Annotated in this window: 11 protein-coding genes; 5 read left to right on the top strand and 6 right to left on the bottom strand. The window is 70.6% G+C overall.

Annotation, left to right across the window (positions count from 1 at the left end):
• Nucleotides 1-184 precede the first annotated feature (184 nt).
• The 5 genes from ABZX79_RS34480 to ABZX79_RS34460 form a co-directional block, all read right to left on the bottom strand.
• Nucleotides 185-2,332 (bottom strand): bifunctional diguanylate cyclase/phosphodiesterase, encoded by a 2,148-nt coding sequence (locus ABZX79_RS34480; protein WP_355266853.1) that lies wholly within the window; start codon nucleotides 2,330-2,332, stop codon nucleotides 185-187.
• 295 nt (nucleotides 2,333-2,627) lie between these two features.
• Nucleotides 2,628-4,811 carry an NAD-dependent DNA ligase LigA gene (gene ligA / locus ABZX79_RS34475; protein ID WP_355266850.1) on the bottom strand — a complete coding sequence of 728 codons (2,184 nt, stop codon included), beginning with the start codon at nucleotides 4,809-4,811 and terminating at the stop codon, nucleotides 2,628-2,630.
• 34 nt (nucleotides 4,812-4,845) lie between these two features.
• Nucleotides 4,846-5,853, bottom strand: a complete 1,008-nt coding sequence (locus ABZX79_RS34470; RefSeq protein WP_355266847.1) for a methionine synthase — start codon at nucleotides 5,851-5,853, stop codon at nucleotides 4,846-4,848.
• Complete coding sequence (locus ABZX79_RS34465; protein WP_355266844.1) at nucleotides 5,850-6,539, bottom strand: SDR family oxidoreductase; 690 nt, start codon at nucleotides 6,537-6,539, stop codon at nucleotides 5,850-5,852. Before ABZX79_RS34465 ends, ABZX79_RS34470 begins: the two co-directional genes overlap by 4 nt.
• 16 nt (nucleotides 6,540-6,555) lie before the next feature.
• Nucleotides 6,556-7,095, bottom strand: coding sequence for a TIGR00730 family Rossman fold protein (locus ABZX79_RS34460; protein WP_355266859.1), 540 nt, complete (start codon nucleotides 7,093-7,095; stop codon nucleotides 6,556-6,558).
• Nucleotides 7,096-7,170: 75 nt separating this feature from the next.
• Between ABZX79_RS34460 and ABZX79_RS34455 the strand changes: the two genes are divergently transcribed.
• The 5 genes from ABZX79_RS34455 (at nucleotide 7,171) to ABZX79_RS34435 (ending at nucleotide 12,061) form a co-directional block, all read left to right on the top strand.
• On the top strand, nucleotides 7,171-7,503 hold the full coding sequence (locus ABZX79_RS34455) for a DUF427 domain-containing protein (protein ID WP_355266842.1): 333 nt from the start codon (nucleotides 7,171-7,173) through the stop codon (nucleotides 7,501-7,503).
• A gap of 52 nt (nucleotides 7,504-7,555) precedes the next feature.
• Nucleotides 7,556-8,335 carry an alpha/beta hydrolase gene (locus ABZX79_RS34450; protein WP_355266839.1) on the top strand — a complete coding sequence of 260 codons (780 nt, stop codon included), beginning with the start codon at nucleotides 7,556-7,558 and terminating at the stop codon, nucleotides 8,333-8,335.
• A gap of 216 nt (nucleotides 8,336-8,551) precedes the next feature.
• Nucleotides 8,552-9,706, top strand: a complete 1,155-nt coding sequence (locus ABZX79_RS34445) for a hypothetical protein (protein WP_355266837.1) — start codon at nucleotides 8,552-8,554, stop codon at nucleotides 9,704-9,706.
• Nucleotides 9,706-11,301, top strand: coding sequence for a VWA domain-containing protein (locus tag ABZX79_RS34440; RefSeq protein WP_355266834.1), 1,596 nt, complete (start codon nucleotides 9,706-9,708; stop codon nucleotides 11,299-11,301). The genes ABZX79_RS34445 and ABZX79_RS34440 overlap by 1 nt, the downstream gene beginning before the upstream one ends.
• Nucleotides 11,285-12,061, top strand: coding sequence for a hypothetical protein (locus ABZX79_RS34435; protein WP_355266831.1), 777 nt, complete (start codon nucleotides 11,285-11,287; stop codon nucleotides 12,059-12,061). The genes ABZX79_RS34440 and ABZX79_RS34435 overlap by 17 nt, the downstream gene beginning before the upstream one ends.
• Here the strand turns inward: ABZX79_RS34435 and ABZX79_RS34430 are convergent.
• Nucleotides 12,016-12,525: an ATP-binding protein gene (locus tag ABZX79_RS34430; RefSeq protein WP_355266828.1), complete on the bottom strand. Its 510-nt coding sequence runs from the start codon at nucleotides 12,523-12,525 to the stop codon at nucleotides 12,016-12,018. The two genes, ABZX79_RS34435 and ABZX79_RS34430, sit on opposite strands and share 46 nt — an antisense overlap.
• Nucleotides 12,526-12,661 lie beyond the last annotated feature (136 nt).

The raw sequence follows: 12,661 nt of genomic DNA, 5'->3' as shown, positions 1-12,661 counted from the left end.
GGCACCCGCCCCACGGCCGCCAGGCCGGGCGCACCCAGCACCCGCCCGCAGGCGCCGACGGCGAGCCGCGTCCACTGGGGCCACCCGCACCCTTCCCCACCTCCCGCACGGGTGATGCGGGAGGGCACCCCCCACGGCCGCCAGGCCGGGCGCAACCACCGCCTGCCCTCAGCCGAAAAACAAGCTAGTTCATCACCTGGCCGGACGGGGCCGGGGACGCCGACTGGGACGGGTGCTGTGAGTTCTCCAGGGCTGCCGCGGCGGCGACCCGGTCCAGGTCGACCTGGCGGTGCCAGCCCCGCTCGCCGCGGGCCAGGAGCCAGGCCGTCGCCTCGTCCGGCGGCATGGCGGCGGCCACCAGCCACCCCTGCACCGCGTCGCAGCCCAGGTCCCGCAGCCGCTCCCACGTCTCGTCGTCCTCGACGCCCTCGGCGACGACCAGCAGGCCGAGCGAGTGGGCGAGGTCGACCGTACAGCGGACGATTTCGGCGTCCTCGTTGTCGACGGCCAGCCGGGCCACGAACGACCGGTCGATCTTGAGCTCGCTCACCGGAAGGCGACGGAGGTGGACGAGGGAGGAGTAGCCCGTACCGAAGTCGTCCAGGGACATCTTCACGCCGTGCCCGGTCAGCCCGGCCAGCGTGTCCGCCGCCCGCTGCGGGTCCTCCAGCAGCACGTGCTCCGTTATTTCGAGCTGCAGGGAGCCGGCGGGGACACCGTGCCGGGCCAGCCGCGCCGCCACCGCGCCCGCGAAGCCCGGCGTGTGGACGTCGCGCGGCGAGACGTTCACGGCGACCGGGGTGTTCAGCCCCTGCGCCCGCCAGCGCGCGACCTGCGCGAGCGCGGTCTCCAGGACGTACTCCGTCAGGTGCGGCATCAGCCCCGACGACTCCGCGATGGCGATGAACTCGTCCGGGGGGACCCGCCCGCGCTCCGGATGCACCCACCGGACCAGCGCTTCCAGGCCGGCGACCTGCCCGTCAAAGCGGACCTTCGGCTGGTAGTGGAGCTCGACCTCGCTCGCGTCCAGCGCCCGCCGCAGGTCGCCCAGCAGGCCCAGCCGGTCCGGCGTGTTGCTGTCCCGCTTGGATTCGTAGACCTCTACGCCCGTACGGTCGCGCTTGGCCTGGTACATCGCCACGTCCGCGCGCCGCAGCAGCCCTTCCGCGTCCAGCGCGTGGTCGGGGAAGACCGCGACGCCCGCGCTGGCCTCCAGAACGAGCGTCAGGCCGTCCAGGTCGAGCGGCGAGGACAGTTCGGCCACCAGGTGCCTGGCGACGCGCTGCGCACTGGTCGTCGAGTCCGCCTTCGGGAGCAGGACCGCGAACTCGTCGCCGCCGAGCCGCGCGGCCTCCGCCCCGCGCGGCAGCGCCAGGCGCAGCCTGTCGGCTATCTGGATCAGCAACCGGTCGCCCGCCAGGTGGCCGAGCGTGTCGTTGACCGCCCGGAAGCGGTCGAGGTCTATCAGCACGAGAGCCGACCGGGTGCCGATGTTCTCGGCTTCCTCCAGCGCGGGCCAGGCCCGCTCCAGCAGCCACTGCCGGTTCGGCAGCCCGGTCAGCGGGTCCCGCAGCTGCTCCTCCGCCCGGGCCCTGGCGATCCACAGCGTGGAGTCGAGCGCTATCAGCGGTACGGCGAACAGCGGCAGCAGCACGGGCAGCGCCACCGCGATCACGCAGATCAGGGGTGCGATGCCGAGCAGGGCGACCGCGACGAGCGCCTGCCGGTACAGGGCTGTCCGGGCGACGGACGGCAGCCGTCCGCCCCGCGGCGCCAGCGCGTACCAGAGCAGCAGCCGGGTGAGGGCGAGATACGCCGTGGCGGCGAGCACGACTTCCGGGACCGTCTCGATCCCCCACGCCAGCGGCTGCCAGGGCTTCTCGACGGTCGGTACGTCGCCGAACACGGCCAGGACGAGCGCCGCGGCGCCTATCCCGAGTATGTCCACCGCGCCGTGCAGCAGTCCCTGCTTCCAGCGGTGCCTGCGGGCCATGCCGACCAGCACCACGACCGCCAGGCTGACCAGACCGGCGGGCACCCAGCCGTACAGCAGCAGCACGGCCAGGGTGAGCGCGGCGCCCGATCCCGTGCCGCCCCACCAGCGGTCGCGGCCGAGGGCGACGAGATGGCCGACGATGATCCCGGTGAGCAGCGCGAGGGACCAGCCGACCGTGCCGTCGGGGAACAGCGCGCGGTCCCCGGTCAGGGCGCGGAAGATCCCGGTGGCCAGGACAAGGGCGGCCAGTGTCACGACGGCGGTGGGCAACGCCCTCGGGGCGTCTGCCCACCGCCGCAGCCGTGAGGCCGGGTCGGCACTCTCGGTCGGTTTCATTCCGTCCCTCTCACAGCCGGCGGTGCCCGTGCCAAGCGATGGCCCCGTTGTCATGCCATCCACGACTGAAATCCCTTCCCCAGGCTCCTCATGAGCAGGGGACACCCGTTGCAGCCGTGCACGGCAGGCGCACATCTCAACAGTAGGCCGCAGAAGGCTCTCCCGGGCAGCTGTCCACCGCTGTTGCCCGAATGCGACCCAGCCACCCGCGTCCGTCTGCTATGCGCTGAACGGGTGATCCCGACTGCGGTTCTTCCCCCCCTCTCACCGGGCCTTTCCCCGTCCCGCGCCACGCCTACTCCTCGGTCGGCACAGCCACTTCACGCGCCGCGTCCGGACCCTCCGCCAAAAGGACGGCAAATCCCTCTTCGTTCAGCACAGGCACCTTCAACTGCATGGCCTTGTCGTACTTCGAGCCCGGGCTGTCGCCGACCACCACAAATCCGGTCTTCTTTGAAACAGATCCAGTCACTTTTGCGCCAAGACTCTGGAGCGCCTCTTTCGCGCCGTCCCGCGTGTAGTTCTGCAGGGTCCCGGTCACCACGACCGTGAGGCCTTCCAGCGGGCGGGGCCCCTGCTCCTCGCCGGCGCCCTCCTCCTCCATCCGGACCCCGGCGTCCCGCCACTTGCGCAGGATCTCCCGGTGCCAGCCCTCCTCGAACCACTGTTTGAGCGAGGCGGCGATGGTCGGTCCGACGCCCTCCACGGCGGCCAGTTCCTCCTCCGAAGCCTGCTCGATCCGCTCCAGCGAACGGAACTCGCGGGCCAGCGCCTCCGCCGCGACCGGCCCCACGTGCCGGATGGAAAGACCGGTGATGACGCGGGCCAGCGGCCGCTGCTTCGCAGCCGCGATGTTCTCCAGCATGGCGAGGGTGTTCTTCTTCGGCTCGCCCTCCTGGTTGGCGAAGAAGGTGACGACCTTCTCCTCGCCCGTCTTCGGATCCCGCTTGGGAAGCCCCGAATCCTGGTCCAGAACGTACGACTTGATGGGCAGCAGCTGCTCCACCTTCAGGTCGAACAGATCGCCCTCGTCGCGCAGCGGCGGCTCGGCCGGCTCCAGCGGCCTGGTGAGCGCGGCCGCCGCGACGTACCCGAAGTTCTCGATGTCCAGGCACTTGCGGCCGGCCAGGTAGAACAGCCGCTCCCGCAACTGCGCCGGGCAGGAACGGGCGTTGGGGCAGCGGAGGTCGATGTCGGCCTCCTTCATCGGCCGCAGCGGCGTACCGCACTCCGGGCACTCGGACGGCATCACGAACTCCCGCTCGCTGCCGTCCCGCAGGTCCACCACGGGCCCCAGGATCTCGGGGATGACGTCGCCCGCCTTGCGCAGCACCACCGTGTCCCCGATGCGTACGCCCTTGGCCTTCACCACTTCCTGGTTGTGCAGGGTGGCGAACTCGACCTCGGAGCCGGCGACCGTCACCGGCTCCACCTGGGCGTACGGCGTCACGCGCCCCGTACGCCCGACCCCCACCCGGATGTTGACCAGCTTGGTGTTGACCTCCTCCGGCGCGTACTTCCAGGCGATGGCCCAGCGCGGCGCCCGCGAGGTCGAGCCGAGCCGCCCCTGGAGCCGGATCTCGTCGAGCTTGACGACGACGCCGTCGATCTCGTGCTCCACGGAGTGCCGGTTCTCGCCGAAGTACGCGATGAACTCCCGTACGCCCGCGAGGTCGTCGACGACCTTGTTGTGCCGTGCGACCGGCAGGCCCCACTCGCGCAGCAGCTCGTACGCCTGCGACAGGCGGTCGATGTCCAAGCCCTCACGGGCCCCGATGCCGTGCACCACCATGTGCAGCGGGCGGCTCGCGGTGACCTTGGGGTCCTTCTGCCGCAGCGAACCGGCCGCCGCGTTGCGCGGGTTGGCGAAGGGCTTCTCCTCCGCCGCCACCAGACGGGCGTTCAGCTCCAGGAACTTCTCCATCGGGAAGTAGACCTCGCCGCGGATCTCGACCAGGTCCGGGATCCGGTCGCCCTTCAGCCGGTCCGGGATGCCCGCGATCGTACGGACGTTGGGCGTGATGTCCTCGCCCGTGCGCCCGTCGCCCCGCGTCGCGGCCCGCGTCAGCCGGCCCTTCTCGTACGTCAGATTGACCGCGAGGCCGTCCACCTTCAGCTCGCACAGCAGGTGGTAGGGCACGGAGCCCAGCTCGCCCGCGACCCGCTCGGCCCAGGCCGCCAGCTCCTCGTCGTCGAAGGCGTTGTCGAGGGAGAGCATGCGCTCGCGGTGCTGGACCGCGGTGAAGTCCGTTTCGTACGCTCCCGCGACCTTCTGGGTCGGCGAGTCGGGCGTCCGCAGCTCGGCGTACTCGTCCTCCAGCGCCTCCAGCGTGCGCAGCAGTTGGTCGAACTCGGCGTCGCTGATGACCGGCTGGTCCTTCACGTAGTACCGGAAGCGGTGCTCCTCGATCTGCTCAGCGAGCTGTGCGTGCCGCTCCCGTGCCTCCGCGGGTACCGCCGCCTGCTGTTCGCCAGCCATCGTCCTGTCCTCCCGTTTCCGATTCCCGTCCCCGTTACTCAGGGTTGTCCGCGAGCGATCTCGCCGCCCGGACGCAGTGGGCGAGCGCCGCGCGCGCATAGGAGGGAGAAGCCCCCGCGAGCCCGCATGACGGAGTGATCACCAGGGACTCCGCCAGAGTCCCCGGATTCAGCCCCAGCCTGCGCCAAAGCGTCCTGACACCCATGACGCTACCGGCCGGGTCTGACAATGCGGCGTCGGTGCCCGGCACGATTCCGGCGAACAGTTGCGTACCGCCCTCCACCGCCTCACCGATCGACTCCTCGTCACGCTCGGTGAGCAGGGAGAAGTCGAACGAGACCCCCGCCGCGCCGGCCCGGCGCAGCAGCGCGAACGGCACGTCCGGCGCGCAGGAGTGCACGACCACCGGGCCGTCACTCACCCCCATCACGTCCCGCAGCGTCCCCTCGACGACCTGACGGTCCACGGCGCGGTACGTCCGGTATCCGCTGGCGGTCCTGACCTGCCCGCGCAGTACGGACGTCAGCGACGGCTCGTCGAGCTGGAGCACCACCTGCGCGCCCGGCACCCGCCGCCGCACCTCCGCGAGGTGCCCGCGCAGGCCCTCCGCCAGGGAGCCCGCGAGATCGCGGACCGCGCCCGGGTCGCGGAGCACGGCCTCGCCGTTGCGCGTTTCCACTCCTGCGGCCAGCGTCCACGGCCCCACGGCCTGCACCTTCAGCGGCCCCGTGTACCCCTGGGTGAACTCCTCCAGTGCGTCGAGGTCCTCCCCCAGCCAGGACCGGGCGCGCCGGGTGTCGCGCCCCGGCCGGTCGCTGAAGCGCCAGCCGCTGGGTTCGAGATGGACGTACATCTCGACGAGCATCCCGGCGGTCCGCCCGATCATGTCGGCCCCGGGGCCGCGCGCGGGGAGTTCCGCGAGGTACGGGAAGTCCTCGAAGCTGCCGGTGACGGTCCTGGCGGTCTCCCGGGCGTCTCCACCGGGCATGGACCCGACGCCGGTCGCCGGGCCCCACACGTATCCGCCCTCGTGCGCGCTCATCGGCCGGGCCGCACGGTGATGTCGTTGACCTCGGCGTCGCGCGGGAGGTCGAGGGCCATGAGGATCGTCGTCGCGACTGACTCGGGATCGATCCAGCGCGACGGGTCGTACTCCTTGCCCTCCTGGGAGTGGACCTTCTCCTGCATGGCGCTGGCGGTACGCCCCGGATAGACGGAGGTGACCCGCACGCCGTTGCCGTGCTCCTCCTGACGCAGGGAGTCGGCGAGGGCCTTCAGTCCGTGCTTGCTCGCGGCGTACGGTCCCCATTCGGCGTGCGCGGCGAGCCCGGCGCCCGAGTTGACGAAGACCACGTGGCCCTTGTCCTGGCGGAGTTGGGGCAGGAAGAGCCGGGTCAGCTCGGCCGGGGAGATCAGGTTCACGTTGAGCTGGTGGTGCCAGGTCTTGGTGCCGAGGTCGCCGATCCGGCCGAGGTCTACGACGCCCGCGATGTGCAGCAGCGAGTCCACCCGCTCCGGCATGGGCTGGTGGGAGAACGCCCAGGAGAGCCTGTCCGGGTTCGCGAGGTCGCCGACGAGCGTACGGGCGCCGGGGAGAGCCTCGGCGAGCTGCTTGGCGCGGCCCGCGTCGCGGGCCATCAGGACGACGTCGTCGCCGCGCTCGTGCAGGCGGCGGGCGACGGCCGCGCCGATGCCCGATCCCGCTCCGGTGATCACATGTGTAGCCATAGGGCCCATGCTCGCATCACCGCACTCCCAGAGACTCCTCAAGGTAGGCGAGCGCCGCGACGCCGTCCTCCGCGAAGAAGACCAGGTCGGCGAGGGGTACGGGCAGGAAGCCCTCCGCCTCCATCCGCTGGAACTGCAGCTTGAGGCCGTCGTAGAAACCGGCCGTGTTGAGCAGCACCACGGGCTTGGTGTGCAGCCCGTGCTTTTTCAGCTCCAGTATTTCGGTGGCCTCGTCCAGCGTGCCGGTGCCGCCGACCATGACGACGACCGCGTCGGACTTGGCGAGCAGCAGCGCCTTGCGCTCGGCGAGGTCCTTGGCGATCACCATCTCGTCGGCGTTCTCGCGCGCCACGGTGCGCAGGAACTCCACCGATACGCCGACGAGCCGCCCGCCGGCCTCCTGCACGCCGTCCGCGACGACCTTCATCAGGCCGGCCTCCGAGCCGCCCCACACCAGGGTGTGGCCGCCCTTGCCGATCAGTTCGCCGAATTCGCGGGCGGGGCGGGTGTAGCGCTCGTCGAGGTCGGCGGCGGAGAGGAAGACGCAGATGTTCAGTGCCATGGGGGAAGAACCTACGCCGCACGAATGCTGAGAGAACAGAGCCCGCAGAAACCAACGAAAGGGTCGCCCGTGACCGCAGGACACCGCATCACCGTCGAGCAGGGCACCACTCATGTACGCGTCACGCACGGCGGGCAGGTGCTGGCGGAGAGCCGCCGCCCGCTGCTGCTGCGCGAGACCGGCCTGCCGGTGCGCTACTACCTCCCGCCCGAGGACGTCAGGACCGACCTGCTGACGCCTTCCGACCGGCGCACGCACTGTCCCTTCAAGGGATACGCGTCGTACTGGTCACTGCCGGACGCCCCCGATCTGGTGTGGGCCTACCTCGACCCGGTGCCGGAAGTGGCAGCCGTGAAGGGCCACTTCTGCTTCTACGACACGGAGGTTGTCGGTACGGGCTGAAGTTTTTTCGCGGGGAGCGATGAGTTCCCCGGCGCCGGCCGGTCAGCCCCTCATGACCAAAGTGATTTCCCGTGACGGCACGCCCATCGCCTGTGAACGGCGGGGCGAGGGGCCGCCGTTGATCCTGGTGGGCGGTGCGTTCAGCACGGGCACCGCCGAGGCGCCGCTGGCGGCGTTGCTCGCGCCGCGATTCGGCGTCGTCACGTACGACAGGCGCGGCCGCGGCGCCAGCGGGGACACCGCGCCCTACGCGGTCGCCCGCGAGGTCGAGGACCTGGCGGCCCTGGTCGCGGAAGAGCGCGGGCCCGTGTCGGTGTACGGCATGTCGTCGGGCGGGGCGCTGGTCCTGGAGGCGGCGGCGAGCGGGGTGCCGTTCGACAGGATCGCCGTGTACGAGCCACCCTTCACCGTCGTCGAACCGGACGACAGGATCGCCAAGGCGCGGTACACGACACGCCTCGGCGAACTCCTCGCGGCGGGGGACCGCGGGGGCGCAGCCGAGCTCTTCCTGTCGGTGGTGGGCATGCCGCCCGAGGTCGTCGAGCAGGTCCGGAAGGCGCCGATGTGGCCGGAACTGGAGGCGGTGGCACCGACGCTGGCGTACGACGACGCGGTGATGGGCGACGGCACGGTGCCGGTGGAACGGCTGGCGTCCGTCGGACCGCCGGTGCTCGTGGTCGATGGCGGGGCGAGCCCGCACGTGATGCGGGAGGCCGCCCGACGGGTCGCGGGCGCGGTGCGCTGCGGCAGGCACCGCACCCTGACGGGCCAGGTCCATGACGTGGCCCCGCAGGTTCTGGCCCCGGTGCTGCGGGACTTCTTCACGGCGTGAGAGAGGCGTGAGAGAGGGCGCGGCGTCGCATTGTTCGCCAGGCGTTGGCCGAGGGTTCTGTGGGAAGTCATCTGGAGGCGCGACGGTATGGCGTGACGTGGCCGAGGATCGGCGGGGGAGGCGTCTGTGGCGGTGGGGGAAAGACAGACAGTCGAGGAACCACGCCTCGGCATCAGGCGGGAATCGCGCTCGGCCCGGTCGCGGCGCAGTTTCCTGGTGACGTTTCTGCCGCTGCTGGCGGTCGTGCTGACCGGAACGGCCGCACTGGCCGTGTCGGGGAACATCCTGCTTCCGGCAGAGCGTGTCATCACGCTGGAGGGCAGGATGGCCTCCAAGCGGGACTTCTTCGAGGACGAGGAGGTCAAGCGCCTTCTGCTGAAGCATCACATCCGGGTTCACATCACCAGTTCGGGATCGCGCGAGGTCGCCGTGCGTGCGGTCGACTCGTACGACTTCGTGTTCCCGTCCGGGCAGCCGGCCGGCGACCTGATCACCGGTGAGCGCGCGGCGAACAACCAGTACGCCAAGGTGCACCGCCCGTTCGTCAGCCCCATCGTGCTGCCGACCTACCGCGAGTACGCCGAGACGCTCGTCGACGCGGGCATCGCGAAGCCGCAGCGCGGCCCCGGGACGGACGAGCCGTACTACTACGCGCTGGACATGCCGAAGTTCCTGCGGCACATCCACGACAAGCGCCGCTGGAACGACATCGGGATACGGCGGCACGGGCTCGCCAACGCCAACAGGATCGTCGTCCAGACCCCCGACGTCTGCGGCTCCAACTCGGCCGGCACGTACCTGACGCTGGTCGCGTTCACCTGGCGCGGCGACGGCGACGAGGTGCCGGACACGGACCAGGAGGCCGACGAGCGCGCCCGCGACATCCGCCACCTCATGGAGCAGGGCCTGCCGGCCGCCGACGTCTTCCGCACCTACATCTCGCCCGAGGGCAAGAACATCGCCCCCGTGGTGGTGGCGTATGAACACCAGTACCTCGCCTACCAGGTCCGGTACAGGGCCAACGCGAAGAAGCTCGACTCCGGGCGCGTGCTGCTGTATCCCTCCGGCCAGTTCGTCACCCAGCCGCAGTTCATCGCGCTCAACAAGGACGGCGACCGGCTCGGGGAGCTGATCACCAACGACCCGGAGCTGCGGCGCCGCGCGATGGAGCTGGGCTTTCGCATCCTCGACCCCTCGGGCCAGGTGGCGGGCGACCAGCTCAGCCGCTTCCTCAGGGACCGTGAGATCCCGGTCCCGTCCATCACCGGCGACGCCACCAGGTCGGCCATGCCGCGGCTGCGCTACCTGGAGCGGATGATCTCCAGCGTCGGTGACTGCCCCGCGGCCGACGTCGTTCCCGGACGGCCGTGATGGGTGCGTGCCGCAGGGCCAACGGCCTGATCGCGCTGTGTCTCGCGGCCCTGCTGCTCGCGATCGCCACCGCCTGCTCCGAGGACCGCCCCGAGCCCACGACCCTGCGGGTGCTGGCCAGTCCGGAACTCGCCGACATGGGCCCCGTGCTCGACGAGCTGCGCCGCGAGACGGGGATCTCGCTGGAGATGGATTACCGGGGCACGGTGGACGCCGGCAGCGAGCTCGCCGGTCCCGGCGGCCGACGGCACGACCTGGCCTGGCTCTCCTCCGACCGTTATTACCTGCTCAAGGCCAGGGCGAACGGCGACCGCGGCGAAAAGCCCCTGGCCACCAGCATCATGAGCTCGCCCGTCGTGATCGGCATGAAGCGTGATGTCGCCGCACGGCTGCGCAAGGGCACGTCCGACGGCCAGATCTCCTGGGCCGACGCGGCCGACGCGGCGGCCGACGGATCCCTGCGGTTCGCGATGGCCGACCCGCGCCGCACGAACAGTGGTCTCGCGGCGCTCGTCGGAGTCGCGACCGCCGCGGCGGGAACCGGCACCGTGCTGCGCCCGGACGACGTCTCCTGCGACCGGCTGCGCGGCTTCTTCGCCGGACACGCGCTCACCGGCGATGCCTCCGCCAAGCTCGCGGGCGGCTTCACAGCACGCCAGGGCGAGCTGAACGCCCTCATCACGTACGAATCCGAACTCCTGGCGCTCAACAAGAGCGGCAGACTGCGCGAGCCGCTGGAGATCGTCTACCCCAGGGACGGCATGGTCCTGTCCGACTACCCGGTGCTGCTCCTCGACCCGGCGAAGCGGGCGGCGTACGACACGCTGGTGCAGTGGCTGCGCAGTGAACCCGTACAGAAGCGGATCATGGAACGCACCCTCCGCCGGCCGATCGATCCGGCAGTGCCCCGCAGCGAGCCACTGCGCCAACCTGTCGGCAACGCCCTCTACTTCCCCGACGACCAGAAGGTCATCGACCGGCTCCTCGCCGACTACGGAGACCCGGAGCGCGACCGTTCCTCGCAGGTGATCTTCCTGCTCGACTTCTCGACGTCGATGCGCGGCAAACGGATCGAGCGGCTGCGCGAGACGTTCGACGCTCTGGCCGGCGAAGACGACTCCAGCTCGGGCAAGTTCGCCCGCTTCCACCGAGGCGAGACTCTGACGGTGATGCGGTTCGGCGGCAGGGTGCTGGACGAGCGGAGCGTCACCTACGAAGGCCCGTCCGACCTGGACCGGTTGCGTGGCTTCGTCGCATCGGACGACTTCGACGACGCCACCGCCGTCTGGTCCTCGCTCGACCGCGCGTACCGCACCGCGTCAGCACTCGTACGGAAACACCCCGGCCGCAGCCTCTCCATCGTCCTGATGACCGACGGAGAGAACAACACCGGTATGGACGTGGACACGTTCGTCCGCCGTCACGCGCGACTGCCGAAAGACGCCCGGGCGGTGCGTACGTACGCCATTCGCTACGGCGAGGCGAACGCCCGGGAACTGGACCGAGGGGCACGGGCGACGGGCGGCCGCATGGTCGATGCCACCGACCGGTCCCTCATCAGCGCCTTCAAGGAGATCCGTGGGTGTACTGACTGAGGCGTGGTGGGGCGTGTGGTGGCCCTGGATGCTCCTGTGGCTGCTGACCGCCGCTGGAGCCGGGGCTCTGCTCGTCCTGGCCGTGCTGTGGCTCGTCCGCGGCAGGCGCGACCGCGACCAGACCCTGACGTACAGCATCTGCTTCTACCTCCACGACCGCTCCGTCATGGACCACTACCAGATGCGCGGATACGCCGCCGCCCTCCGCAAAGAGGTTGAGCAGCGGACCAGTGACAGCGCGGACGGCACCATCCGCGCCAAGGTCTTCGGCCTGAGCGCGGGCGCGGGCCGCAAGGACAACAGCGAGATCGTCAGCAAGTACATGGAGGTCGCCGAACCCATTTCGGTCATCGGCGTCATCATGGACGTCCTGGAGGAGAAGAACGTCATCGTCCATGTCGACCTGGCGGGCGAGACGATACGGCGCAACGCCGCGCTCACCCGGGCGCTCGCGGACCAGTCCCGCACCGCGTCGCCCTCCGCGCAGGCCGTGCGACTGCGCGACATCGAGGACTTCGTGCTCATACGCGGCCGGTTCCGCAAGATCAGCGAATCACCGGAGTCCACGGTGTTCCTGGCGCCGTACGGCGACCCCGAAGACCCTTCCCGGGGCCCGCGGGTGCGGGTCACCTGCGCGACCGAAGGGCTGCGCAACGAGGTCCCGCAGGGCACGTTCTCAGCCCGCTGCCTGGGCAAGGTGCAGGACTGGAACGCTCAGGACGGTGTGCTGGAAGTGCAGGCCATGGCGATCTTCCGATAGGCCGCCCCGTCATCCCTGACGGCGAGTTCGAACCAGATGCTCTTGCCGCCAGGCCCGTACAGCCCCTCCCCTATGGCGCCCCCGCCCCACCGGTCGGCGACGAGTTCGAGGATCGCGAGCCCGCGCCCCTCCTCGTCGTAGACGGACACCGCCTTGCGCAATGGCTTTGGCAGGTCCGGGCTCATGTCCCAGACGCTGATACGGAGTACGGGGTGCAGCCAGTGCAGGCGGACGGCGGCGGGTCCCTTGGTGTGGCATACGGAGTTCGTGGCGAGTTCGGAGGTCAACAGCTCGGCCCGGTAGCTCAGTTCATCAAGCTGGTGGGCCGCGAGGATGGCGCGCAGGGTGGTGCGGGCAATGCGGGGACTGCGCGGGTCACAGGGGAAGCTGAGCTCGTACTGCCAGGGTTGGTGGAACGGGATGGGGGTGGGGTGGCTGCCGTGGAGGGCGGGTTCTGTCCTCACGAGGCACCTCCTGGGGTGCGTGCGAACGGTGAACGAGTGGTCGCGTACCAGTGGGCGTGGGCGTCGTGACAGTGGCAGTGCCGATCGCGAAACCTGCCATCCCGGGCGGGCAGGGCGGACCGGTGCGCTTCCGTCT

This window comes from Streptomyces sp. NPDC002994 (genome assembly GCF_040611155.1).
Taxonomy (GTDB): Bacteria; Actinomycetota; Actinomycetes; order Streptomycetales; family Streptomycetaceae; genus Streptomyces.
This window is presented reverse-complemented; position numbering and strand designations above follow the sequence as displayed.

Coding starts and splice junctions, on each gene's coding strand:
- ABZX79_RS34480 (WP_355266853.1), bottom strand. CDS start 2,332: ATGAAACCGACCGAGAGTGCCGACCCGGCCTCACGGCTGCGGCGGTGG.
- ligA (WP_355266850.1), bottom strand. CDS start 4,811: ATGGCTGGCGAACAGCAGGCGGCGGTACCCGCGGAGGCACGGGAGCGG.
- ABZX79_RS34470 (WP_355266847.1), bottom strand. CDS start 5,853: ATGAGCGCGCACGAGGGCGGATACGTGTGGGGCCCGGCGACCGGCGTC.
- ABZX79_RS34465 (WP_355266844.1), bottom strand. CDS start 6,539: ATGGCTACACATGTGATCACCGGAGCGGGATCGGGCATCGGCGCGGCC.
- ABZX79_RS34450 (WP_355266839.1), top strand. CDS start 7,556: ATGACCAAAGTGATTTCCCGTGACGGCACGCCCATCGCCTGTGAACGG.
- ABZX79_RS34440 (WP_355266834.1), top strand. CDS start 9,706: ATGGGTGCGTGCCGCAGGGCCAACGGCCTGATCGCGCTGTGTCTCGCG.